This is a genomic window from Pedobacter sp. KH_004 (assembly GCF_057840755.1).
Window position 1 is genome coordinate 2,962,780 of sequence record NZ_CM174519.1, and the last position, 26,021, is coordinate 2,988,800.

General features: G+C 38.5%; 22 protein-coding genes. 12 read left to right on the plus strand and 10 right to left on the minus strand.

The features are described 5' to 3' along the window. Positions 1 to 34 precede the first annotated feature (34 nt). From AC3ITD_RS12845 to AC3ITD_RS12860, 4 genes are all read left to right on the plus strand, one after another. Positions 35 to 2,947, plus strand: coding sequence for a SusC/RagA family TonB-linked outer membrane protein (locus AC3ITD_RS12845; RefSeq protein WP_489360226.1), 2,913 nt, complete (start codon positions 35 to 37; stop codon positions 2,945 to 2,947). Between the two features lie 11 nt (positions 2,948 to 2,958). After that, complete coding sequence (locus AC3ITD_RS12850) at positions 2,959 to 4,383, plus strand: RagB/SusD family nutrient uptake outer membrane protein (protein ID WP_489360228.1); 1,425 nt, start codon at positions 2,959 to 2,961, stop codon at positions 4,381 to 4,383. Between the two features lie 151 nt (positions 4,384 to 4,534). Next, positions 4,535 to 5,977 carry a glycoside hydrolase family 30 protein gene (locus tag AC3ITD_RS12855; protein ID WP_489360230.1) on the plus strand — a complete coding sequence of 481 codons (1,443 nt, stop codon included), beginning with the start codon at positions 4,535 to 4,537 and terminating at the stop codon, positions 5,975 to 5,977. 120 nt (positions 5,978 to 6,097) lie between these two features. Further along, complete coding sequence (locus AC3ITD_RS12860) at positions 6,098 to 6,562, plus strand: hypothetical protein (RefSeq protein WP_265800956.1); 465 nt, start codon at positions 6,098 to 6,100, stop codon at positions 6,560 to 6,562. Between the two features lie 605 nt (positions 6,563 to 7,167). Here AC3ITD_RS12860 and AC3ITD_RS12865 read toward each other — a convergent pair. Both AC3ITD_RS12865 and panB read right to left on the minus strand, forming a co-directional pair. Then, positions 7,168 to 7,854 (minus strand): RluA family pseudouridine synthase, encoded by a 687-nt coding sequence (locus tag AC3ITD_RS12865; protein ID WP_489360233.1) that lies wholly within the window; start codon positions 7,852 to 7,854, stop codon positions 7,168 to 7,170. A 70-nt stretch (positions 7,855 to 7,924) separates the two neighbouring features. Beyond that, positions 7,925 to 8,740, minus strand: coding sequence for a 3-methyl-2-oxobutanoate hydroxymethyltransferase (panB, locus tag AC3ITD_RS12870; protein WP_265800958.1), 816 nt, complete (start codon positions 8,738 to 8,740; stop codon positions 7,925 to 7,927). A gap of 309 nt (positions 8,741 to 9,049) precedes the next feature. Between panB and carA the strand changes: the two genes are divergently transcribed. The 3 genes from carA to AC3ITD_RS12885 all read left to right on the plus strand — a co-directional run bounded on the left by carA (position 9,050) and on the right by AC3ITD_RS12885 (position 12,348). Continuing rightward, positions 9,050 to 10,162, plus strand: a complete 1,113-nt coding sequence (gene carA / locus AC3ITD_RS12875; RefSeq protein WP_265800960.1) for a glutamine-hydrolyzing carbamoyl-phosphate synthase small subunit — start codon at positions 9,050 to 9,052, stop codon at positions 10,160 to 10,162. 200 nt (positions 10,163 to 10,362) lie between these two features. Beyond that, positions 10,363 to 11,127 (plus strand): ABC transporter ATP-binding protein, encoded by a 765-nt coding sequence (locus AC3ITD_RS12880; protein WP_265800962.1) that lies wholly within the window; start codon positions 10,363 to 10,365, stop codon positions 11,125 to 11,127. Between the two features lie 144 nt (positions 11,128 to 11,271). Continuing rightward, positions 11,272 to 12,348, plus strand: coding sequence for an ABC transporter permease (locus AC3ITD_RS12885; RefSeq protein ID WP_489360236.1), 1,077 nt, complete (start codon positions 11,272 to 11,274; stop codon positions 12,346 to 12,348). 3 nt (positions 12,349 to 12,351) lie between these two features. Here AC3ITD_RS12885 and AC3ITD_RS12890 read toward each other — a convergent pair whose 3' ends face one another. Both AC3ITD_RS12890 and AC3ITD_RS12895 read right to left on the minus strand, forming a co-directional pair. After that, the gene (locus tag AC3ITD_RS12890; protein WP_489360238.1) at positions 12,352 to 12,738 is read right to left on the minus strand and encodes a hypothetical protein; all 387 of its coding nucleotides are present in this window, start codon (positions 12,736 to 12,738) and stop codon (positions 12,352 to 12,354) included. Between the two features lie 64 nt (positions 12,739 to 12,802). Continuing rightward, the gene (locus AC3ITD_RS12895) at positions 12,803 to 13,225 is read right to left on the minus strand and encodes a DUF3667 domain-containing protein (protein ID WP_489360240.1); all 423 of its coding nucleotides are present in this window, start codon (positions 13,223 to 13,225) and stop codon (positions 12,803 to 12,805) included. A 137-nt stretch (positions 13,226 to 13,362) separates the two neighbouring features. On the opposite strand from AC3ITD_RS12895, the gene AC3ITD_RS12900 reads away from it, so the two are divergent. Continuing rightward, a complete protein-coding gene (locus AC3ITD_RS12900) occupies positions 13,363 to 14,043 on the plus strand; it encodes an XAC2610-related protein (protein ID WP_489360242.1) in 681 nt (226 codons plus the stop codon). Here the strand turns inward: AC3ITD_RS12900 and AC3ITD_RS12905 are convergent. From AC3ITD_RS12905 to kbl, 4 genes are all read right to left on the minus strand, one after another. After that, entirely contained in the window at positions 14,040 to 14,615 is a 576-nt protein-coding gene (locus AC3ITD_RS12905) for a TetR/AcrR family transcriptional regulator (protein WP_489360244.1), read from the minus strand. The genes AC3ITD_RS12900 and AC3ITD_RS12905 overlap by 4 nt on opposite strands. Then, the gene (locus AC3ITD_RS12910; RefSeq protein ID WP_489360246.1) at positions 14,615 to 15,022 is read right to left on the minus strand and encodes a Rieske (2Fe-2S) protein; all 408 of its coding nucleotides are present in this window, start codon (positions 15,020 to 15,022) and stop codon (positions 14,615 to 14,617) included. The genes AC3ITD_RS12905 and AC3ITD_RS12910 overlap by 1 nt, the downstream gene beginning before the upstream one ends. 2 nt (positions 15,023 to 15,024) lie before the next feature. Further along, positions 15,025 to 16,065 carry a phenylalanine--tRNA ligase subunit alpha gene (gene pheS / locus AC3ITD_RS12915; protein ID WP_489360248.1) on the minus strand — a complete coding sequence of 347 codons (1,041 nt, stop codon included), beginning with the start codon at positions 16,063 to 16,065 and terminating at the stop codon, positions 15,025 to 15,027. A 149-nt stretch (positions 16,066 to 16,214) separates the two neighbouring features. Further along, the gene (kbl, locus tag AC3ITD_RS12920) at positions 16,215 to 17,402 is read right to left on the minus strand and encodes a glycine C-acetyltransferase (RefSeq protein WP_489366674.1); all 1,188 of its coding nucleotides are present in this window, start codon (positions 17,400 to 17,402) and stop codon (positions 16,215 to 16,217) included. A gap of 253 nt (positions 17,403 to 17,655) precedes the next feature. Between kbl and AC3ITD_RS12925 the strand changes: the two genes are divergently transcribed. Next, entirely contained in the window at positions 17,656 to 20,103 is a 2,448-nt protein-coding gene (locus tag AC3ITD_RS12925; protein ID WP_489360250.1) for a DUF5686 and carboxypeptidase regulatory-like domain-containing protein, read from the plus strand. 116 nt (positions 20,104 to 20,219) lie between these two features. Next, positions 20,220 to 21,173, plus strand: a complete 954-nt coding sequence (trhO, locus tag AC3ITD_RS12930; RefSeq protein ID WP_265800976.1) for an oxygen-dependent tRNA uridine(34) hydroxylase TrhO — start codon at positions 20,220 to 20,222, stop codon at positions 21,171 to 21,173. Positions 21,174 to 21,445: 272 nt separating this feature from the next. Here the strand turns inward: trhO and AC3ITD_RS12935 are convergent, their stop codons facing one another. Together AC3ITD_RS12935 and AC3ITD_RS12940 are read right to left on the minus strand one after the other, a co-directional pair. Next, positions 21,446 to 22,027, minus strand: a complete 582-nt coding sequence (locus AC3ITD_RS12935) for a DUF5025 domain-containing protein (RefSeq protein WP_489360253.1) — start codon at positions 22,025 to 22,027, stop codon at positions 21,446 to 21,448. A 211-nt stretch (positions 22,028 to 22,238) separates the two neighbouring features. Next, complete coding sequence (locus AC3ITD_RS12940) at positions 22,239 to 24,026, minus strand: erythromycin esterase family protein (RefSeq protein WP_489360255.1); 1,788 nt, start codon at positions 24,024 to 24,026, stop codon at positions 22,239 to 22,241. Between the two features lie 176 nt (positions 24,027 to 24,202). Here AC3ITD_RS12940 and AC3ITD_RS12945 point away from each other — a divergent pair, with 176 nt between their 5' ends. Beyond that, the gene (locus AC3ITD_RS12945; RefSeq protein WP_489360257.1) at positions 24,203 to 25,261 is read left to right on the plus strand and encodes a sensor histidine kinase; all 1,059 of its coding nucleotides are present in this window, start codon (positions 24,203 to 24,205) and stop codon (positions 25,259 to 25,261) included. After that, a complete protein-coding gene (locus AC3ITD_RS12950) occupies positions 25,258 to 25,932 on the plus strand; it encodes a LytR/AlgR family response regulator transcription factor (protein WP_489360259.1) in 675 nt (224 codons plus the stop codon). The genes AC3ITD_RS12945 and AC3ITD_RS12950 overlap by 4 nt, the downstream gene beginning before the upstream one ends. The last annotated feature ends 89 nt before the right edge of the window (positions 25,933 to 26,021 follow it).

Below are 26,021 nucleotides of genomic sequence, written 5' to 3' on the forward strand. Positions count from 1 at the left end.
TTACATCCTATAACAATTAACAAGAGCAAAAATTATGAGAAAAAAGTTTACATTGCTTATGGTATGTATTCTATGCGGAATCTCTTTGAGTATGGCACAGAATGTAACTATAAAAGGGCTGGTAAAAGATCAAAAAGGTCTGCCCCTGCCTGGAGTTTCTGTAAAAGTTAAGGGAACTAACCAAGGTGCTTCAACCGCAGATAATGGAACATATACCATATCTGCTCCACAAAATTCAACATTAGAGTTTTCGTTTATCGGTTTTAAAGCCGTTGAAGAAACAGTAAATAACCGTACAACAATTAACGTTACGTTATCTGATGATAATCAACAGTTAAACGAAGTTGTAGTAATTGGTTATGGTACTACTACAAAGAAAGATTTAACCACGGCTGTTGTTTCGGTATCATCAAAAGATCTCGAAAATCAGCCAATCACCAACCCGTTGCAAGCCATCCAAGGTCGTGCGGCTGGTGTGCAGGTGAGTTCTCAATCAGGCAAACCTGGTGCGGGAATTTCCATCAGCATTAGGGGAAATACCTCAATTACTGCATCCAATAGCCCGCTATATGTTATTGACGGAGTAACTTCGAGAGATGCAAGTTTTGTAAATGCAAACGACATTGAGTCGATGACGATTTTGAAAGACGCATCTGCTGCTGCCATTTATGGTTCAAGCGGTGCAAACGGTGTGGTTTTGATTACCACCAAAAAAGGTTCTGCAGGTAAATTGAAAGTAGCATTCAATGCTTTCACAGGTTTTTCTAATTTCTGGCAAGAACAAGAAGTGTTAAACAGCGATCAATATGTTGGTTTAATGAGAGAATTAGGCTACACCTCTTTTGGAGGCACAAATAATACCGATTGGCAAAAAGAAACCTTCGGAACGGGCAAACAAAATCAATATCAGATTTCACTTTCTGGCGGTACTAAAAGTGGTCAATACTATTTCTCTACTGGCTACCAGCAAGATCAAGGTGTTGTTGCACCAGCGAAATTAGATCGTTTGACGGCTAACTTTAATGCTACGCAGAACATCACACCATGGTTAAAATTGACTGGAAATGCAGTGTTAACATCCAGCACCTCTATCGATGTTGGCGATAATAGCAGTGTTTCTCGTGGTGGTGTTATCTTGGGCGCACTAACAACCCCTCCTACCATTGGTATTTTTGCACCTAACGGTCAATACACAACCATTCCGAATGCAGGTGGTTGGGACAATCCTCTGGCTTTAGCATTCGGTTCTGATAACAGAAATAGAAATTTTAGATTTATTGGAGCTTTCGGTGCACAATTGAATTTTACAAAAGATCTATATTTGAAATCTACCATTAGCACCAATAATAACAGAAATTTCTATCGTTATTTTACAGATAATTTCCTGACTACTTACGGTCGCCAGGAAAGAGGTGTTGTACGTGATAATACAACCAGAGAAGGTGTTTGGTTGAATGAAAATATTTTAAACTACACTAAAAACGTTGGAAAAAATGCTTTTACAGCAACCGGCGGTTATACGATTCAATCATCAGATTGGAAATACAACAACAATGAATCTACCCGTTTTTATGATGCAACAGGCAATCCAACTGCTCCATCTGTAGCTTTAACTATTCCACAACGTGCGCAATGGAGCAAACAATCTTATTTGGCACGTGTAACATATGCTTACGATAGCAAATACTTGTTCAGCTCAAATTTCAGGGCCGATGGTTCATCAAGATTTGCTAAAGAAAACCGTTTCGGTTATTTTCCTTCGGTTTCTGCAGGATGGAGAATTTCTGGTGAAAACTTTATGAAAGAAAACAAAACCATTGATGATTTAAAACTTCGTGGGAGTTGGGGTAAAGTGGGTAACGATGAAGGTATTGGAGATTACGCTTACTTAAAACTATACAGCGTAAATGCACAAGGCGAATACAATCTTCAAAATCCGGCTAATAATGCATTAACTTGGGAAAAAACGACTCAAACCAACATTGGTTTGGATTTAACCATGTTTAAAAGCAGAATTACCTTTAGCGCTGATGCTTACCTGAAAAAAACGAACGATTTATTGATCAATGTTCAATTGCCTCCATCGTCGGGTTTTGGAAGCCAGGCTTATAATGTTGGTGCAATGGAAAATAAGGGTTTGGAATTCACTTTATCCACCAAAAACTTCGATCGTGAAAAATTCAAATGGACTACCGACTTAAATTTCTCACTTAACCGTAACAAGGTTACCGATTTAGGTTCTACAACACAATCTTTGGATTTTGCGGGTATTTATGAGCGTGATGCAGCCGTTAGAGTGGTTACAGGAATGCCATTAGGAAGCTTTTACGGATATCAATTCACTGGTGTTAATCCGGCTACTGGTGCGGCGATGTATGCTGATACCAATAACAATGGTGTAACTGGTTCTGCTGATCCAGGTGATAGAACTTTTATCGGTTCTGCCCAACCTAAGTTTATCTATGGAATGACCAATAATTTAACTTACGGAAACTGGAATCTGAATATCTTTTTCCAAGGTGTGCAGGGAAGCCAATTGTTTAATGCATCAAGAATCGATTTAGAAGGAATGTTCGATTCTAAAAACCAATCTGTTACAGTTTTGGATAGATGGACAACACCCGGCCAAATTACTACAGTTCCAAAATCATTGAGAAGCAGTTCAGAAAATTCATTAACCTCTAGTCGCTTTGTAGAAGATGCCTCTTACTTACGTTTAAAAACGGCTACGCTCTCTTATAGCTTTGGTCAATCAGTTTTAGAAAAATTAAAAATGAGTAAAATTACTTTGTTTGCTACAGGTTACAACCTATTAACCTTCACGAAATATTCTGGTTTAGATCCGGAAGTGAATGTGAATTCGGCAAATGGTCCTTCAATGGGTGTTGATTTTGGTACCTATCCTCAGTCTCGAAGTATATTGTTCGGTGTTAATATTGGATTTTAAGAATTAAGAAAATGAAACTAAAAATATATTCATTAGTAGCTGCAGCAGCATTGACTATTACGATGCAAAGCGGTTGCAAAAAAGATTTCCTTGATAAACAACCATTTAACCAGGTTACTGGCGATGTGGCGTTTACAACAGCTGCTGGAGCAGAGAAACTTATTTCGGGTACTTATGGAGGCATGTATAATGACTACCATATTTGGGATTACATGGTAAATGGCGATGTAACCTCTGATAATGCTTATGCAGGCGGCGATAACCCAGCTAATATTCAAATTGATTTATTCACCACAAACTCCACTAATGGAAACGTTGGCCGGGATTGGAGTGGACTATATTCGAACATTAAAAATGCAAATGAAGTGCTGGAAAATGTACCTAACATTCAGGATCCAGCTTTAGATGCCAGTGGTAGAAGAGGTCAGATTTTGGGAGAAGCGGCTACTTTGCGGGCTTATTTTTACTTCCATTTAGTACGCTTATGGGGCGGTGTTCCTTTAGTACTAAAATCGCCAACTACTTTGGAAGAAATGCAAAAATCCCGTTCTTCTGTTGAGGAAGTGTATGCTCAAATTATTAAAGATTTAGAATATGCCTTGCCACTGGTACGCGCAAGCGCTCCAAACAAAGGAATCATTACAAAAGGTATCGTAAACGCATTATTAGCTAAAGTTTACGCTTCAAAACCTAATCCAGATTGGACAAAGGTTCAGCAATATGCTGATGCAACCATCAATGGAGGTTATTCATTAATTGGTTCTTTTGATCAACTGTTTGATGGCGCACATAAAAACAATAGCGAGTCGATCTGGGAAATGCAGTACGATGGCTGGGGTGGTCCTTCTGGTCGTGGTAACTGGATGACCGGTGTTATTGTCGGCACAGGATGGAAACGTTTTTGTACACCAACAAATGATTTAGTGGCTGCGTTTGATACCGAAGGTGATGTGATCCGTAAAAATTCGAGTATTAGTTTTAGAAACGTATCTACAGAGGGATGGTCTGATGATTATTGGTCGAAGTCCAATTATCCTTTCATTAACAAATACAGAAATGATGATTTGGCTAACTCTTATATTATTCGTTTGGCCGACATTAAATTATTAAAGGCAGAAGCCCTAAATGAGTTAAGCGCATCAGGATGGTCCGCAGCAGCTCCAATTGTAAATGAAATTCGCGATCGTGTGAAGTTAGGTGTTACTCCAGCTGCAAGCCAGGCTGATATGCGTTTAGCAATCGAAAAAGAAAGACGTTTAGAATTAGCCTTTGAAGGTCATCGCTGGTTCGATTTATTAAGAACAAATAGAGCTGTTGCAGTGATGAACAATCAAAAAAATGGTAGCGGCGCTAACCTAAATTATAATGTTGCTGCGGGAAAATTATTGTTCCCAATCCCTCAGGCAGAATGGGATAGAAATCCGAATATTCGCTAGAAGAACGGTAGCGCATTTGATCAGCACACTTCTATGGACGAGCGTTGATCAGAAAATTTTATCACACACAAATCAAATTTAAAGGGCGGAGCCTACAAAAGCTTCGCTCCTTTATATCATCCTACCCTATTTTATAAAAACCGAAAAGCTAATGAAATCTATCTACAATATTAGCCTTGCTGTAAGTCTATTCTTTGCAGCTTGTGCCTGTAGAAAAAATACCACTACAGCCAATCAAGAAAAGCCAACAAATTCCGATCCCATTAAAACAGAAGTGGGTTTTTGGCTGACCAAGGGAGACCAGTCTCAGCTGTTGAGCAAACAGAATGTGGCGCTAAACTTCAGCGAATCCACAAATTCTAATCCTACTATCGAAGTGGATCAGAATACAACTTTCCAGGAAATTGATGGGTTTGGCTATACCTTAACGGGTGGAAGCGCAACTTTAATTAATGCACTGCCAGCAGCCGCGAAAGATAAACTGCTACATGAACTTTTCGCCTCAGCTGATGATGCGATTTCTGTAAATTATATCCGGGTAAGCATTGGCGCATCCGATTTAAGTGCCTACCCGTTTACTTATAACGATTTGGGTGATGGCGAAACCGACGAAGCATTGACAAAATTTACCATTGCAAAAGAACAAACGGATTTAATCCCGATTTTAAAAAAAATTGTCGCCATCAATCCGAAGATAAAGATTTTAGGCTCTCCCTGGACTGCTCCTACCTGGATGAAAACCAATAAAAGTTTTATTGGAGGTAGTTTAAAACCAGAATATTATCAAGCTTACGCGAAGTATCTAGTTAAGTACATCCAGGCAATGAAAGCCGAAGGCATTACAATTGATGCCATTACGCCGCAAAATGAACCCCTACATCCTGGAAACAACCCAAGTATGTACATGTCGGCAGAAGAGCAGACCAGCTTTATTAAAACCGCTTTAGGACCGATATTTAAAAGCAGTGGTATTGCTACAAAAATCATTATTTATGATCACAATGCCGATAAGCCAGAATACCCCATTACTGTTTTAAATGATGCTGATGCCAAGAAATATATCGACGGTTCGGCATTTCATTTATATGCGGGGCCAATCTCTGCGCTAACACAAGTTCATAATGCGCATCCAGATAAGAATGTTTATTTCACAGAGCAATGGGTTGGCGGACCAAGTAATTTTGGAGAGGATTTGAAATGGCATGTTTCAACCTTGATAATCGGCGCTACCCGTAACTGGAGCAGGAATGTTTTAGAATGGAATTTGGCTGCCGATCCGAACTACAATCCACATACCGATAAGGGCGGCTGTACATCTTGTTTAGGGGCGATTACCATTGCACCTGCAATTAGCAGAAATGTTGCTTACTATGTTATTGCTCATGCGGCTAAATTTGTTCCGGCCGGTTCTATACGAATAGCTTCAAACATTACAAATAACCTTCAAAACGTAGCCTTTAAAACACCGGATGGTAAAAAAATCTTGATCGTTTGTAATAACAATAATAACGAAGCAACCTTTAATATTCGTTTTGATGGAAAAATAGTAACGAGTACTTTGGATAAAGGTGCCGTTGGAACTTATAAATGGTAAAAACTTTGTTTAATTGTTTAGATGGCCCCGCTAAAGCGGGGTTTTTTATTTACTGGAAATTTATTCCTCATCAAATCTTGGCAGGCTGTTTGCGTTAACTTACTCATCAATCCTTAAGAAATGAAAAAATTAATCCCTATGCTAAGCATGGCCGTTTGTTTAATGGCGGCTTGCCAGTCTAAAAATACCGATTCCGATGCCGGAGATTCAACATCGGCCAGTTCTAAAGAAATTGACCAGTCAAAGCAATGTTATCAATCCATAAAAAACAGAGATACGGCAAATCTATCTTTAAATGTAGAAGATGAAAAAGTAACCGGATCGCTATCTTATAATCTTTTCGAAAAGGATAAAAATAACGGAGTAATCTCTGGAATAGTCAAAGGTGATACCATTATTGCCGATTATACATTTCAATCTGAAGGGACTACCTCTACCCGTCAAGTGGTATGGTTAAAACAAAATAACCAGTTAGTTGAAGGTTTTGGAGATGTAGAAGAAGTTGATGGAAAAACTCAATTTAAAGACTTAGGAAAACTGGGCTTTGGTAAGTCTCTTGTTTTTAATAAAACCGATTGTAAATAAACAATGGGCTTGCTTTCACAAGCCCATTGTTTATTTACGAAAGTCGTTTATTTTACTGCTTCTTGTGCGGCAGCTCCCCACTCTTTGCTAACTTTAGTCATGTAGTCGGTATATTTTTGAACTTCATCTGGTTTCAGTTTGGTTGCCCAGGTAGATGCTGTTTGAGCCCAGGTAGAATATTTTGTCGTTAAAGCCTTAACGTGGGTTTCGTTTTTGCTTTTTAATGCGCCGAGATGTTATCTTTCAGCTTAGCCTATTCCCTAAACCCTTATTCGCTTCATCACTAGAAAAGGACGGCACATCAGAATTTACTTCTTCGGTTTTAACTGTTGTTTTTACTGTTGTATCTCCATGAACAACCATCGCTACTCTTCGTAGTTTTTGTTGTGTTTTCGCATGAAACAAGCGTTGCAGCTAATAAGCCAACTGCCGCAATTGACAAAATTGTTTTTTTTTATAATTGGTTTTGCTTTCCATAACCTATGCAAAAAACAATGCCAAACATTTCAAACTTCCTAATGAAGCTTTGAGCTGCTTTTAGAAATGATGATAAAATATCATGGGGATTTGGTGATGTTAAACAGAAAAAAAATACCAGTACTGAATTACATATTTTCGAAACGCTCCCAAAATCCATCAATAGGTAACTTCGCAAAAATGTTTACCGGCTCCTTTTTTACAGGGTGCAAAAACTGTAACCTGCGTGCATGAAGGCAAATGCTTCCTTTGCGACTGCCTCGTGGATAACCATATTTATTATCCCCTACAATCGGGCAGTCCATCGAAGATAACTGAACCCTGATTTGGTGCGATCGGCCCGTAATTGGATCAACTTCTAAAAGATAATAACCATCTAAATTTCCAATTAAGCGGTAAGAAAGTTCGGCTCTTTGACTATTGGCTACTTCAGATTTATAATAAGTGACTACATTTTTCTGGGGATTTTTAATCAGCCAGTGAATTAGCGTAGCAGCTTCTTTTTCGGGTTTGTTTCTTACAACCGCCCAATAAGTCTTTTTTACTTGACGATTTTTAAAAGCAGCATTCATGCGCTCTAAAGCCTTACTGGTTTTAGCAAACAGTATTACGCCGCTAACCGGTCTATCCAAACGATGCACCACGCCTAAAAAGGCACCGTTTGGTTTATTATATTTTTTAGCAATGTATTTTTTAACCTGTTCATCTAAAGGTTCATCGCCGGTTTCATCCACCTGAACGATATCTCCTGCTCTTTTATTAATGGCAATGAGATGGTTATCTTCAAAAAGTATGTCTTTTTCAGTGATTGGCATAAATCAGTTGTGAGTTATAAGTTTTAAGTTATAAGTCATGTTCCCATCACTTACAACCCATAACCTGTAACTAATATTGTTCTTTATCGTTAGGGAAATCGTTAGCTTTTACATCGCGGATATAGGATTGTGCTGCGCCTAAAATTTCCTCGTATAGATTTAGATACTGACGCAGGAAACGTGGTTTAAAACCTTTGGTTAAACCAATCATATCGTTAACCACCAAAACTTGGCCATCGCAATACGAACCTGCACCAATACCGATAGTTGGAATATGTAAACTTTCAGAAACCTCCTTACCAAGTGCAGCAGGAATCTTTTCTAAAACAATACTAAAACAACCAGCTGCTTGAAGCGCCAATACATCAGATTTTAATTTGTTTGCTTCCTCCTCTTCTTTGGCTCTCACGGTGTAAGTTCCGAATTTATAAATAGATTGAGGTGTTAAACCCAGGTGCCCCATAACCGGAATCCCGGCTGTAATAATGCGTTGAACGGATTCGATAATTTCTTCGCCACCTTCCAGCTTCACACCGTGTGCACCCGACTCTTTCATGATTCTGATCGCAGAATTTAAGGCTTCTTTAGAATTGCCCTGGTAAGAACCAAAAGGAAGATCGACTACTACGAAAGCACGTTTAACAGCCCTGATAACCGACGCGGCATGATAAATCATTTGATCTAGCGTAATGGGTAAGGTTGTTTCATGCCCGGCCATTACGTTAGAAGCAGAATCTCCAACCAGTAGTACGTCCAATCCGGCATCATCTAAGATGGTAGCCATGGAATAATCATAAGCCGTAAGCATTGATATTTTTTCACCACGCTGTTTCATTTCCTGCAAAATGTGCGTGGTTATTCTTTTGATTTCTTTATGTACTGACATTGGTTTTATTTTGCTGTTTCAAAAGTATCGTTTTTTCTTTAAAAACAGGCCGATGCGCAAAGCGAAAAGACCAAAGCTGCGAGAAATGAAAGCCGGACAGTAGTTCTGCCTTAAGCTTTACGCTCTCCACTTTATACCTCAAACCTATTTCATATTTTTCTTTACATTTACAATGTGAAACCCTATCTTTGTACCCCGAAATGAAAGGGATTTATTCATCTTTTTTTGCCCCAAGCAAATACGGCTCGATTGCCGAGAGACATCCTTTTTTCAACTCTTTTTTAAATCAAAATCCATATTGTAATTACCATGACTAACTACACCAAGTTACCTGCGATTTTATTACTGGCCGATGGCACAGTTTTTTACGGCAAAGCTGCTGGAAAAATTGGCACCACTACTGGCGAAATTTGTTTTAACACCGGGATGACAGGATACCAGGAGATTTTTACTGATCCAAGTTACTTTGGCCAGATTATGGTAACTACTAATTCCCACATTGGTAATTACGGCATCCAGAGAGAGGAAATTGAATCTGACTCTATTAAAATAGCAGGTTTGGTTTGTAAAAACTATAACATCGTTTACAGTCGTAAACAAGCTACAGAATCTATCCAGGATTATTTCCAGAATGACAATTTAGTGGCCATTTCTGATATTGATACACGTGCTTTGGTTCGTCACATTCGTGATAAAGGCGCAATGAATGCCATTATCTCATCAGAAATTACAGATCTTGATGAATTGAAAAAGAAATTATCAGAAGTACCTTCTATGGAAGGTTTAGAGCTTTCCTCTCAGGTAAGCACAAAGGAGCCATACTTCTACGGAAATCCAGAGGCTAGCTTAAAAGTTGCTGCTCTTGATCTTGGTATCAAGAAAAACATTCTTCGCAGCTTCGAAAACCGTGATATCTATGTTCAGGTTTTCCCAGCTAAAACTAAGTTTGCTGAAATGGAAAAGTTCAGTCCGGATGGTTACTTTATCTCAAATGGCCCTGGTGATCCATCAGTAATGCCTTATGCAGTAGAAACAATCCAGGAAATATTAACAGAAGACAAACCATTGTTCGGTATTTGTTTAGGTCACCAATTATTGGCTGAAGCAAACGGAATCGGCACCATGAAAATGTTTAACGGCCACCGAGGATTAAATCATCCAGTTAAGAACATTATCAAAAATCATTGCGAAGTGACTTCTCAAAACCATGGTTTTGGTGTAATCCCGGATGAAGTGAGAAACTCAGATAAAGTAGAAATTACACACGTAAACCTGAACGATAAATCTATTGAGGGTATTCGTGTGAAAGGAAAGAAAGCATTTTCGGTACAATATCACCCAGAATCTTCTCCAGGTCCACATGATTCTCGCTACTTATTTGATGATTTTGTAAACGTAATGAAAGGTGAGTTAACCTGGTAGCTTCAAGCTGAAAGACAAAAGCGTAAAGACTAAAGCGAAATATTAAAATCTGCGAATCTGCGGCTCAAATTAAAGCTGAAGATTCGCAGATTTGCTTTTAACGGAACCCGCACTGGATTGTTTCATCATCCTGGAAACATTTTACAAAAAGTTCTTAAAAATTCATTTCTAATTCATTTAAAGCTCCTTACATTCGCAGCATGGAAACAAAAAAAGCCATCATCACGGTTACAGATCTGATAAAGAAGTATGATGATTTCGTAGCCGTTCAGGGATTGAGTTTTGAAGTTTATGAAAACGAAATTTTCGGTTTACTTGGACCCAATGGTGCTGGTAAAACAACAACGCTGGAAATCATTGAGACCCTAAGACCTAAAACCTCAGGAAAAATTGTAGTTGATGGCTTTTCAGTTGATAAAAATCCACAGGAAATAAAGCAGATTATTGGTGTGCAGTTACAGGCGGCAGGATATTACCCAAACCTGAACCTTACTGAGTTGATAGAGCTTTTTGCTGGTTTATATGGCGCAAATATTAAACCAATGGAAATGCTGGAGAAAGTAAATCTTCAGGATAAAGCAAAAGCGAAATACAAAGCTTTATCTGGAGGTCAAAAACAGAGGTTTTCCATTGCAACAACGCTGATCAATCAGCCAAAAATCATCTTTCTTGATGAGCCGACCACGGGCTTGGATCCGCAGGCCAGGAGAAATCTTTGGGACTTAATCACGGAGATCAGAGATGCCGGAACTACAGTAGTCATCACAACACATTATATGGACGAGGCTGAGCAGCTTTGCGATCGTGTGGCTTTTGTAGAACGAGGACAGATAATTGCCTTGGATACACCAGATAATTTAATTGACCAATTGGTGAATAGTGGCTTCGAGCGTAAAAAGGAGGTTAAGAAAGCCAATCTGGAAGATGTTTTTATCAACCTGACTGGAAAAGAGTGGAGAGAATAAAAATATTATTTTCTTGTAAAGCAATTACAGCAATCAAATTAATGTTACTCCCCGCTTTACCCTTTAGTCCCGATTTTAATCGGGAGCTGCCAATCAATCGGGTTTAAGAAAGAAAGTAAAATCACTATTAATCATCAATAGTAAATGAAAAAATACAGCAACACTACTGCCACCTTAGCATTAGCAAAAGCAAGTTTCCGTTCCATTATGCGCAGTCCATCTGCGGTGGTTTTTACCCTTGCCTTCCCTTTGATTTTTATTTTGGTATTTGGATTTTTAGGCGGTGGTGGAACCAGAATAGATGTCGGGGTGAATCCAGGATCGGACGTCGATAATCCGGTTATTTCAATGCTTGCAAAGACGGGCATGATCAGATTGGTGAAAGATAAATCGAAAGAAGATTTTGATAAATTACTGGAGAAGGGAAATATCGATGCCATGATTGATGTTCACAAAAAAGTGAACAGCGCAGCATACTCCGTGAATGTGGTATATACATCAGCTTCAAGAGATAAAGGCGGCATTTTAAAATCGGTACTGAATAATGTTTTTTATGATAAAACACTAAAGCCTACCGTTGCAGAAATAAAAGAAAGCACCATCACCGGGCGTGAATATAAAACCATCGATTTTATTTTGCCGGGTCAGTTAGGCTTTTCATTGTTAAGCACAGGAGTATTCGGAACAGCGTTCGTGTTTTTAAGTTTACGCCAAACCCTCGTAATTAAACGGTTCTTCGCTACACCTGTAAAAAGATCGAGTATTGTTATCGGCGAAGGGATTGCAAGGATAGGTTTTGCACTAATTGGTGCAGTTTTTATTATATTACTGGGCCATTTCTTTTTTGGCTTCACCCTGGTTCATGGTGCGGTCACAGTCGTCAATATGCTCATATTGGCTACCATGGGCATCATTGTATTTATGGGTTTTGGTTTTATCATTTCAGGAATTGCCAAAAGCGAAAGCATGGTGCCTCCTATTTCTAACATCGTCACCCTACCCCAATTTTTATTATCAGGCACATTTTTTTCCATCGAAGCCTTCCCAACATGGTTGCAACCTATCAGCAGGGCGCTGCCTTTAACTTATCTGAATGATGCAATGAGAAAGGTGGCTTTTGAAGGTGCTGGTCTTTGGGATGTGAAATTCCAGATTATGATTCTTTTTATTTGGGGAATTGTAATTTATGCAATAGCAGTGAAGGTATTTAAGTGGGAATAGCAATCATTTCATTCTGCTAAAAAAGTCAATAAAATGGCTGTTTTGATAAATGTAAATGGCCATCGCCATCATGGTTAAAGCTACCCAAAGTACTACGGCTATAAACGATTGAATAAATACCATTGCTGTACCCACAATTCCGCTTTGTTGCATAAAACCTTTATAAGCGTAAGTATAGTAAATAATTTGAAGAACTAAACCAATTGAGGGCACAATAGGTAACCAAGGCGTATTTTTAGCCAATGCTTCTAGCGGGGAAGCCAGGAAAGTAAAAGTCAGGTTTGAAAAACTAACAAACAATACATTTGCAATAAAGTGCTCTGCATCATTATACTGGCTTTTATAATAAATAAGCCAGAAAAACAGCGCAAAAAACGGCACCGCAATCATGGAAGTATGTTTCTGTACTTCGAGGTAAAATACCGGACATTAGCTCCTCTTTTGATCATCTCTATTACCTCAGCCTTTTTACAGGATCTGGCATATTTTGAACGCTTACCGGTATCTCAGGGTTGCGGCTAACACTTACAGGACTAAAAAAAGTATTCGATAAAATGAAAAGAGCAGCAAGAATTAAAAAGAAAGTGAATGGATTAAAGTATTTCTTTCGCTTACCCCCAATATATTCTCTAGCTACAGTACCGGATTTTAGCAGCAACTCTTTTAACAGATAAAAAATTCCTTGATCTGCATGGGTAAAGCCATGAAAGAATTGATGGAAAATATGCCCCAACGAAAACCGATGCCCATGACTTTCCTGCCCACATTTACTACAATACTTATCCTCAGTTCTAGCTAAGGCATTACAATTGAAACAATGGCTTACCTTTAGTTTTGTTTGATAACCTAAACTAGCAAATTTATTCCCAAACTTCAATCAATAGAAATACTGATAAATCATTAATAAATTAGAATAGACATTTATGAAGTACCGAAAAAATCCGTAAAAGTGAATGTTAACCTTTTTTAACTTTTAAGCACTTAGCAATAGCGTATTTTTGGCAAAATTGCTTTATGAAAAACCTATTCATCTTTTGCCTTTTGCTGATTTCTTTTCAAGCAGGCGCTCAGTTTAAATTTCTGGCTAATAATAGTTCTGACCAATATAAAGCAAAAATTTTTGTTGCCGAATGCGAAAATGGCATATGCGGAGGCAAGGCAACCATCATTTTATATGATAAAATATCGGCTAAAGAATTGGAAACATTCCACTCTCCTGATTTAGATTTTAGCCTTACCAGCACCCAGGATGCAAAAATAGGCTGGTTAGATTTGGGAAAATATCAAAGTCCGCTGATTTTTGGCGATTTTAATTTCGATGGCAACGAAGATTTAGCGATACGAAATGGAAGCAAGGGGATCTACATGAGTCCATCCTATGATATTTATCTGGCGACAAACAACAAATTCTTATTAAGTAAAGAATTAACCAAGCTGGCAAGTGAAAACCTGGGGATGTTTGGTATTGATAAGAAAAATAAGCTACTCAGCGTTGAGCAAAAAAACGGTTGCTGCTATCAGCAAACCATCAGTTACCGGGTTGATAAAAAAAATGTCCTTGCCGAAGTTTCTTCGGTAATTGAGGATTCCAGCATCGGCGATGACGTTACTGTCATTACAACAAAACTAGTGAATGGCAAAACACAACGCACTGTGCAGAAATATAAGACCAAGGATTACTATTCAGAAAACTAGAGCGCTGCCCTAACCAAAAATGGAAGTATTTCTTTTTGAAAACTAACAAAGTTTTTGCGAACATCAGAATCGCTTACCGAGGTAAAAGCAAAGGAGAAAACAATGCTTTTACTCGCTTTAAGTAGAAATGCCAAACCTTCTCTCCTTGCAGGATTGTTTTTAAAGGTATCAAGCTCCAAGTAGGCTGCTAATAACAGCGCTTCAAGCTGATCAGATAAATGTTTCAAAAACTCTTGTGAGTTGGCGTTCTCCCGTACAAAATCCCAGCCAATAAATTCATTACAGGCAGTGAAAGAAAGTCTGCTGGTTTTCATCACCAACGCTTTAAGATGCTCCTCTTCAGACCCGTAACTTACCTTATTGTTGATTATTTCATGAAGGTTCTGATCCAGATAATCCATTAAGATGCTATCTAAAACCTGTTCCTTACTTTCAAAATATTTATAAATGGTTGCTTTTGCTATCCTTGCTTTTTTGGCAATTTCGTTAACACTTGTTTTGTGATAACCATATTTCCTAAAAAGTTCTTTGGCAGCTTTTTTTACTGTTTCTTTAATTTTTTCAGCTTCCATTAATTTCTTATGTTAATTGTAGTATTGCCTTGTAAAGACACACTATATGTTTTTAAAGTTCTTTCTGCAGGTGCTTTCTGCGGCGTACCATCGAGAAGAGAAAATTTTGCACCTGAACACGGATCTGTAGCAGTTAAACCACTATCATCGGGAATAATTTTGCATTTGCTATCGGGATTTACCGTGCTACAACGATCGAAAGCTACAAAACCACCAAGTGGAGTTCTAACAATTACCAAACCTGCTATTCCGTTATTTGGAACCAATAGTACATTGTTTACCGCTTTTATTCCGAATTCTACCAGGGTAACATTATAATTAACCGGAATGTCGGGAATAAAGTTTTCTTCTTTGCCGCAGCTAACAAACAGAAAACACACGAACACAATACTAAATAGATGCTTCACGATTAAATCAGGGCAGATTTATACTGGTTTAGAAAGCGAATATCGTTTTCTGAAAAAAGACGTAAATCTTTGATTACATACTTAAGATTGGTAATTCTTTCTATCCCCATACCAAAGGCAAAACCACTGTATTTTTTCGAGTCGATGCCACAGTTTTCCAATACATTTGGATCTACCATTCCACAACCTAAAATTTCTACCCAACCGCTGTACTTACACATGTTACAACCTGCACCCTTACAAATGGTACAAGAGATATCCATCTCGGCAGATGGCTCGGTAAATGGAAAATATGACGGACGGAAACGCACCTGAGTACCTTCCCCGTACAATTCCTGAACAAAATAAAATAGCGTTTGCTTTAAATCAGCAAATGACACATTTTCATCTACATACAAACCTTCAATCTGGTGAAAGAAGCAATGCGCTCTTGCAGAAATGGCTTCGTTACGGTAAACTCTCCCCGGCATAATGGCACGGAAAGGCGGTTGCCCTTGTTCCATCATACGTACCTGAACAGATGAAGTGTGTGTACGCAAGGCTATATCACCTTTTTCGCCGCCCTTTTTAATGAAGAAAGTATCCTGCATATCTCTTGCAGGGTGTTCTTCAGGGAAGTTTAAGGCAGAGAAATTGTGCCAGTCATCTTCAATCTCCGGCCCCTCGGCAACTGTAAAACCCAGTTTAGCAAAAATTTCTACAATCTCCCTACGCACCAAAGCCAGCGGGTGACGAGATCCGATTTCAAATCCTTCACCTGGCAAGGTCAAATCAAGACTAACATCTTCAACTTTTAAGCTATTACTGTCTGTGGATTCTTTTAAAGTTTGATATTTAGATTCGGCAAGTTGTTTAAACTCATTTAAAACTTTGCCTAATGATCTTTTTTCTTCAGTCGAGACAGTTTTGAACTCTTCAAATATTTCTTTGATAATTCCTTTACTGCCTAAATATTTGATACGGAATTGCTCCAGTTCGTCAGCTTTTTCTGTTACGAAAGCATTTATCTTTTCCGAGTATTGTGTGATTTTATCCTGCAACATGGCTTCAAATATACGGCAAAAAATCTAAAATTTTAAGTGATAACAGGTTCAAATAATCAGTTTACAATATCATTATAAAAGAAAATGAACTCAAAACAAAAAAAGCCGCAATTACGCGACTTTCTTAAATCATATAAAACTTATAGAAGTTAAATCACTCCCAATTCTTTACCAACTTTTGTAAAAGCGGCAATGGCTTTATCCAGGTGGTGTTGCTCATGACCTGCTGAGAGCTGCACACGGATCCGGGCTTTGCCTTGTGGAACTACAGGATAGAAAAATCCGATCACATAAATGCCTTCATCCAACATTTTTGCCGCAAACTCCTGTGCTATTTTAGCATCGTAAAGCATTACCGGTACAATTGGGTGAAAACCTGGTTTGATATCAAAGCCAGCTTCAGTCATTTTTTCACGGAAATATTTAGTGTTGCTTTCCAGCTTATCTCTAAGCGAAGTAGTTTCGCTCAACATATCTAATACTGCTATTGATGCTCCTGCAATGGCAGGCGCTAGAGTATTGGAAAATAAGTAAGGACGGGAACGCTGACGCAACATATCGATAATTTCTTTTTTACCAGAAGTGAAACCACCAGAAGCGCCTCCCAATGCTTTTCCTAGGGTACCGGTAATGATATCAATCCGATCCATTACATTGAAATGCTCGTGCGTCCCCCTACCCGTTTTACCAATAAATCCAGAGCAGTGCGATTCATCAATCATGATGAGCGCTTCATATTTATCAGCCAGGTCAGCGATTTTGTCAAGTGGCGCCACTGATCCATCCATAGAAAAAGCACCATCGGTAACGATGATTCTATGTCTGCAATCTTTGGCAGCAATCAATTGCTTCTCTAAATCCTCCATATCCGCATTTTTATAACGGAAGCGCTGTGCTTTACACAAACGAACCCCATCAATAATAGAAGCATGGTTTAATTCATCAGAAATAATGGCATCTTCAGCATTAAATAAAGGCTCAAAAACGCCTCCATTGGCATCAAAGGCAGCAGCATACAAAATGGTATCTTCCGTACCTAAAAATTGAGATATTTTCGCTTCTAATTCCTTGTGAACATCCTGTGTTCCGCAGATAAAACGAACCGAAGACATCCCATAGCCATGATCATCGATCGCTTTTTTTGCCGCCTCGATTACTTTAGGATGCGAAGAAAGACCCAGGTAGTTATTTGCACAAAAATTGATCACCTCTGCACCGCCGCTTACTTTAATATCAGCACCTTGTGGCGTAATGATTATGCGTTCGCGTTTAAACAACCCAGCGTTTTCTATTTCTTCAAGTTCTTTTTGGAGAACAGGTTTAAGTGTTTTATACATGGCTTTTTTAATATTTTGTCTTTTTTCCAAAGTTATAAAAAAAACTCCTTGGCAACTTAAAAACCAGCTCAATAGCTTGTAACTATTTAGGCGCAAACGTTTGATATTTTATCAAACTGCACTTTTGAATCCTTATAAAGGATATCAAAACGGCTAAAAGCTTAATTTTTATTCAACTTAACAAACTTTAACATACCACTATGTGTATAGTGTTAAAACTTATTCGATATTTATAGCTTACTAATCAATACACATGACCCGACTCTGCGCACTCATCCTTCTTTGTAGTTTAACTCAGCTGGCAATAGCACAACAATATACGGTTAGCGGAACAATTAAGGATACAGGCGGACAACCAGTTCCTTTTGCATCAGTTTACATTAAAAATACCACTACCGGAACATCGGCAAATGTGGATGGGAAATATGCCATTAAATTAGAAAAAGGTGATCATATCATAAGCTACCGAGCAGTTGGTTATAAACAACAGGATTATAAAGTAAAGTTATCGGAAACCATTACCCATGACGTGATCCTGGCATCTGAGAGTTATACCCTGGAAAATGTAACCATTAAAGGTAATGCCGAAGATCCTGCGTTTGAGATTATCAGAAAAGCCATAAAACAGCGAAAAACGCATTTGGAAGAGGTAAAGGCCTTTACCTGCAATGTTTATATTAAGGGCGTACAAAGGTTAAAAGGCGCACCCAAGAAATTTATGGGCAGAGATATCCAAAAGGTTATGGAACTGGATTCGAACCGACAAGGGATTCTTTACCTGTCTGAATCAAACAGTAAATTTAGTTTCCGCAGACCCAATGATGTTCATGAAGAAATGATTTCCTCGAAAGTGGCCGGTAGAAATAATGCTTTCAGTTTTAATAAGGCCTCTGATTTAATCATCAATTTTTATGATAATTATCTACTGGAAAACAAGCTGAGTTCTAGAGGTTTTATTTCTCCTATTGCTGATAATGCCCTGTTTTATTACAACTATAAACTGGTTGGCGAATCCAAAGAAAACGGCGAATTAATTCATAAAATTCAAGTGATTCCCAGAAGGGAAAACGATCCTGTTTTTAGAGGTTATATTTATATTTTAGATGAAAGCTGGAGAATTTACAACACCGATGTTTACCTGACGAAGAAATCTGGTATTAATTTTATTGACACGCTGAATATTAATCAGCAATTCACGAAGGTAAAAGATACTTACATGCCAACGAACATTAATTTTCAGTTCGCGGGCAGCGTTTTAGGATTTAAACTTGCTGGCTATTTTGTTGGCGTTTACAGCAATTATGATCTCGACCCTAAGTTTCCTAGAGACCGTTTCAATGGAGAGATATTAAAGATCACTAAAGCGGTAAATAAAAAAGATTCGCTTTACTGGATCAATAATCGTCCGATTCCCTTGACCCCCGATGAACAGGTAAACTACATCAAAAAAGACAGTATTGCTAAGCGGAAAGAGTCAAAAGTTTATTTGGATTCGTTGGAGAAAGAGAACAATGAGTTTAAGATCACTAAATTATTGTTAAGGGGCTATAGCAAAAATGATCGATATCATAAGCAGTACTTAAGTTTTGATCCTGTTTTGAAATCCATCTTTTACAATACCGTCGAGGGATTTGCTATTAAATATGGAGTAACTTATCGCCAGGATTTCGAGAACAGACGTTCCTATTCCGTCAGACCGGAGCTGAGATACGGTTTCTCCAACAAAAAGTTAACCGGAAGCTTAACCGGAAATTATTATTATGATCCACTAAAACGGGCCTCTTTTGGTGGCTCTTTCGGTAACGGAATTTTCGATTTAAATAACTTGGGCTCGATGACTGCTTTGGGAAATACCATCAACTCCTTACTTTACGAAAAGAATTTCCCGAAATTTTACGAAAAAAGCTTTGTAAATCTATATACCACCAGAGAGCTTTTCAACGGTCTGCAGGCCAGTTTAAGTGCAGATTACAGTAAAAGTAATACCCTAACAAACAGCACAGATTTTAGGTTTTTTGATGCGAAAGACAGGGAGTTCACCTCGAATAATCCATTTTCGCCAAATGCAGAAACACCGCTTTTTCCTACCTATAAATCATTTAGCGCAACAGCGAGTTTAACCTACACCATCGGGCAAAAATACATTACCCGCCCTGACGGAAAGTTTTATACCGAATCTAATTTTCCTAAAATCACCGCGTTGTATAAGAAAGGATTCAATGGTGTTTTAGGCAGTGATATTGATTATGATTTTGTTAAAGTTGAAATAGCCCAAGATAGAATAGGTTTAGGGTTATGGGGTTATACTTCCTTTCTTGTTGGCGCCGGTAAATTTCTGAATAATGACAAGGTTTACTATCCGGAGTTCAAACATTTTGCCGGTAATATCTCTACTATCTTCCCACCGAATTTAAGAAAATTTCAGTACCTGGATTTCTATCAGTTTAGCACCAATCAACAATATTTCGAAGCCCATGTTGAGCATAATTTTGCGGGCTTTTTTTTAAACAAGGTGCCATTGTTACGCAAAGCGAAGCTTGAGGAATTTATTGGTGGAGGGTATTTATCATCACCGGAAAAACGAAATTACAAGGAATTTTACTTTGGTATACAACGATTGGTACTTAGAGTGAGTTATGGTTTTGCCTATGATGGACCAACAAAATTAACGCAAGGATTTAGAATAGCATACGGTTTTTAAAAAGTTGAGGGTTTTAGGCTTGAAGGGAATCACTAAACCTTAAGCCTTTTACCTATTGTCTTTTTTCTTATCTTTGCCCCACTTTAAACGCCGTTTGCAACGGTATCAAGAGCATTATGAAAAAATATCAAACACTACTATACTACTGCTATAGTTACATAGCAGAGGCGGAACAATTTGCCGCCGATCACCTTAAGTTTTGTAAGTCACTGGATCTAGTTGGCCGTATTATAGTGGCCGATGAGGGCTTGAATGGCACTGTTTCTGGTAGTCTCCAATCATGCGAGGCATACATGAAAGCTATCCATGCTGATGAGCGTTTTGCAAAAACGGAATTTAAAATTGATGAAGTGGAAGAACCTTCTTTCCTGAAAATGCATTGCCGTTATAAATCGGAGATTGTTCATTCTGGGTTACGGGATACTTCAATCATTAACCCAAATGAGAAAACAGGAAAACATTTGGAACCTACAGAATTCATGAAAATGAAAGATGATGAAGATGTAGTGATTCTAGATGTTCGCTCAAATTATGAGCACAATCTAGGAAAATTTAAAAATGCCATCACCCTTGATATTGAAAATTTCAGAGATTTCCCGGAGCAGATTAACCAGTTAGCCCAGTATAAAGACAAAAAAATTTTAACCTATTGCACCGGCGGCATTAAGTGCGAGAAAGCTTCTGCGCTATTGCTGCATCATGGTTTTAACGATGTTTATCAATTGCATGGTGGCATTATCAAGTATGGTAAAGAAGCTGGAGGAAAGGATTTTGAAGGTAAATGTTACGTTTTCGATAACCGCATCGCGGTTGATGTGAACCGAGTTAACCCAACTGTGGTTTCGATTTGTTATAACTGTGGAAAAACCACGCCTAAAATGATCAACTGTGCTAATCCAGAGTGTAATGAGCACATTACGCAGTGCGATGAATGCGGCGAAGAATTACAGGGATGTTGTTCAACAGCTTGTACTACAAATCCGCGTAAACGCCCGTATGATGGAACCGGGTACTATGTAAAAGTGCCACAGCCCGTTGCAAAAAAGGCAGCGGAAATATCAGTTGTATAGCTTAACTGTTCATTATTCTGCAATTGATTATCAATCGATCATAACCATATTTCCATTTTCTTTTGCTTTATCATAAGTAAGACATGTCATTCTGAGCCTGTCGAAGGAGTTATCAAGATTGCCTGAAATAGCTTTTCGACGAGCTCAACGTGACAATCTCTGCGGCAAATTGATTGATAATACAGCCCCTAAGACAACATTACGCCTATATAAATATCGGATTGAATTTGCGACAACTTATCGATGTTTGTTTTCCAAAACTTTTTTTAAATCTAAAATCTTACTTCGAAGGCAGCATCTTTTATTACAATTGAGTCTTGCAAGTCTTTAGTGTTATATAATACACCATTTAAATTCCCTCCGACAAAAGGAACGGATCCGTCTTTTGGTTTTTGATATTTTAGGATTGAAATTTTAAACGCCTTCTTACTTTCATCTGTCGTATAGGTTTTTGAACCGGCCGTTCCGAGTTCAGTAACTAAATAAATATGCGTAGAAAAATCTTTTTGAAATGCTATTTTACTATTTAATAAATACTCTCCCGTCTTAATATCAAAGATTTGAAACTGTAATTTTGAACCAATTTTGGTATTTAGCACATCTTTCGGAACCTGTACATTGACGGTATACATTTCATTATTTGTTCCATCGCTATTTCCGAGTATAGTCCAACTTCCATGAAAAATATTTCGAGGAGTAGAGATATTACCTTCAATATTTATGGGTTTACCAGCAATATTAGCTTGAAAATATTGCTTATAACTATCTTCTTTGGGTACATCAGTATTTTCTTTTTTACAGGCTATCATAGACAAACAAATTGCAAGAAAGAAAATTATAAACTTCGATTTCATAGAAATCAAATATAGTATTCATAATTGTTTTAATGCGATAATTTATTATTATCATTTCTTAGGCAAATGAACAGAGGATATATTATTTTGAAGCAATCTCAAGAAACAATAATATACACCCGACCACGTTCCAGCTTTATTATCGTAATTGAGCATAATTTGGAACATGCGTCTGTAATCTTTTGAATACGCAAATTTGGTCTCCTATCTGTCAAAATATGAGTGAATGGCTTGCAGTAGAATGTCTGATGAAAACAACACCGTCAAATGAGCTTGTAAGTACTCCATGATACTGATAATGGTCTTCTCCGGTGTAAATATAACCAATATCAAGTTGTTTCATGGGAACACCAAACAATAATCGAGCTGCCTTTTTATTCTCCCCGGAAAATTTCAGAAAGTAATTATCAGGCTTTATTTTGGAAAAAATATATTCATAAGTTCCACGATAAGGATGTTCGATCTCATATGATTTCCAGTTCTTTTGAGAATAGTTGGAAGATGCCATATAATTTCCACCTCCTGATGTGATCGACAGTGAAAAATATTGACCCTCGTATTTTTCTTTGAGAAAAGCACCCATTGTTTTCTGCCCGTTCAGATTCACATTTGCCACGTGAAAGTTATGCGCCCAGAGGAAAACCTTTTCTTTTGGATGGGAATCAAGAAAGATATTGATGTTCTCTGCCATAAACTCGTCCCGATTGCCCTTGAAAAACCTATTCTCTATCCATTGTCGGCAAACCCGTACATAACTTTTCAGTTCAAATACGGTTTGCTGATCTATGCGGTTTTTCTCCATATTAATCAGGGAGTCCATCTGTAATAAATCGTTTTTAATTCGCAACGCAGCCCTTATCGTTTGTTCGCTATCCATACTGACCCTACTGAGTTTAATCAAACTGTCCAAATCCCCGTCAATAACGAGTGTCTGCTGGCGGATGCCCGGATTATATTTTTCCCCAAACTCCCTTAACATCCTGCGTGAATTCCTCAGCCCCAAATCTTCCATATCGAATCCAATAAACTTTACTTTATGATCTTGCGAACGGTTGTATTGGTTTATCCAGGTGAAAAGCTCCAGCATTTCCTGGGTTTTCCATAGCTTATAAAACGGCATGCTCAACAGACTGTCCTTCAAAGCCGGGGTGTCCGCATTCAGCAGGCGGTTCATTTGATCGCAGGTGGCTATGGATTCCTCCAGGGCGATTGTCCTCATCCCTTTCTGCCTGATCACATAATCCAAAATACGGGTCTTTAATTTTGCAACTTCACTGGTACCATGTGTTGGCTCACCAATACCGATGACCCTGGCATCCCCTATCGCGTCCCCTAGCGGAGATAGATCTTTGAAAGATTCTCCCAGCTCGAGTTGTTTGAGTACGGAGACGCTACGGCCAAGCCAGTCAATCTTTTTTTGAGTAGGTTCCTGATAAAGGCTTCTGGGATCATCTATTTTCAGACCATTTACGATCAGCGCAATATCATCCAGCCATACTCTTGTTCCTGGGCCCACCTCTATCCCGTAATAAAAGCGGTACCATCTTTCTCCGCTGGGAACAGTATAATCTAGTATCACTTTATGCCAACCATTTTTAACCCGTGATACAGTGCCGGAACGAATGATCTTGGACCCCTGCTGAATAAACAGGGATACCGAAGAGTCCAGCTTTTCAATACTTTTGATCCAGCCGCTAAGCTGAACGTGATCAACCTTTGTTGCTGAACTCGAGCCGTAAACATTGGCTGCGATCCCATTTTGCCTTCCTTCTATACTTCCCGATGCGCCATTGATTTCAAGCGATTGTTTGCCTGAATGAAATTCATTTTTGCTTAAACTGATCAGGAAACTTCCCCCGGCATTTTCAGTGAACCAGTTTCTGGCCATCCCCCGTTGATTGGACAGTTCAAATCCCCCGTTGACAACCTCCTGTGCAAACAAAGCATTGTTAACAACCAGGAAAATAAAAAGAGCGAATAAAATATAGTTAGGTTTCATAGCCAGATATTTAATGTATCGCAAAGAACGGCAAAGCGGATCCGCTTCGAACATTATGTTCGACCAATCTTCTTCTGAACCAGATCAGTGAAGCAAGCAGATAAATTCGTCGTGAAAAATATGACGCTGGTCGAAAAACTTGCCATTGAAATGGATTTTTTGACGAGTTTTGTATAGTGAGAGAAAAGAGCGTATTCAACTTCCAAAGTATATTCGAAGCCATCATCTGGCTTTTTTATGTAGGTCTCTATAAATACTCCTACCTTGTTGATCATGCAAGACTTCCGGCAGTAGGAAAGGCAGTTTTTCCATTTCCTGAAATAGGTCTCTATGCAATTGTGTCTACACTTTACCTGATTCCATACTACCGCTGGGCGGTTCCACAGCTGCTATACAATAAACGCTATATCGCACTTTTCCTTCTGACCCTGGTCGTTTTCATTTTTATCACCACTTATAATAACATTGGCGTTTCCTGGATTTTTTTTCAGTTTAATCAAAATCATCCCACTGGCATTTTTTTTGACCGGGAATCAGCAGGATTCTTTATGGACTGGAACATGATCATGACGGATTTCATTGCCTTTTCGAGCATTGCCTTTGCGCGTTTCTCCTATCAAAACCAGCAGGAAAGACACCAGATTGAGCGTGACCATCTAAAATTACAACTTACCTTGCTAAAAAATCAGCTTCAGCCCCACTTTTTATTCAACACCCTTAACAGCCTTTACGGCATGAGCCTTGCAGGATCGAAGGAGACGCCCAGATTCATCTTGTTGCTTTCCAATATGATGCAATATATCCTGTATGAATGTGATCGTCAAATGGTATCTCTTCAAGGTGAAGTACGGTTTATGGAGGGCTATTTCGAGTTGGAGCAAAAAAAATATCCGGAGGCTTCAATATCTTTTTTTGTGCACAACATCCCTCAGGAGATTCAGCTCCCTGCTATGCTTATATTGCCACTGATTGAAAACAGTTTCAAACATGGCAGGCATAAAATCCAAAACGACAGCACGGTCCGGGCGGAATTAACCGTTAAAAACAATAAACTTGAATTCCAGATCAAAAACGACAAGGTGGCCATAACATCTTTCCCAAGGAAAACTCTGCCTGGTGGAATAGGTCTGGTGAACATCAAGAAACGACTGGAACTGTATTATCCTGAACGGCATGAACTTTTGCTTAATGAAAGCGATCAATCCTACAACGCCAAACTAACAATCAACTTATGATCACGTGCATTATTCTTGATGATGAGCCTTTTGCACATCAGGTATTGGAACATTATATTTCACAGGTTCCCGAACTGGTTCTCAAAGCAAAATTCAGGAATTCGGTGGAAGCATTTGAATTTTTGGAAAAGAGCAGCGCAGATCTGCTGTTTCTGGATATTGAGATGCCTCTGGTCAACGGACTCACTTTTTTGAACGCAGTCAAGCAGCCTCCTGCTACAATATTTACCACAGCATATAAGGAGTATGCATTTGAAGGTTTCGAACTAAATGCTGTTGATTATCTATTGAAACCTTTCTCCTTTGAACGTTTTCAGAAGGCAATCGAAAAGACAGGCCTGTTGAACAAGACAATAAGTGATCAAACCATCGCAATAAAAGATGAAAAGGGAACTGTAAATCTGAGGCAGAATGACATCATTTCCATTGAAGGCATGAAAGATTACATCAAGGTCACTACCTCAGAAAGAGAATATGTTATCTATCATACCTTAAAGTCCATGTTAGAAAGACTTGACCCTCGCCTTTTTATACAAATTCACCGCTCCTACATCGTGAACAGAGTGAAAATCATCCGGATTACTCAGGAAATGGTTGCACTGTCCAATAACACGCTTGCCCCAATAGGCAAATCCTTTAAAAAGGACGTCCAAAGTTCGTTAAAGTTATAATTTAGTTCTGCTCCCATTATTGTAGTGAATAGCTATGTGACTAAAATCGTCCCTAAATTTAATGCTGTTCGAAAAAGATGAACCACGGC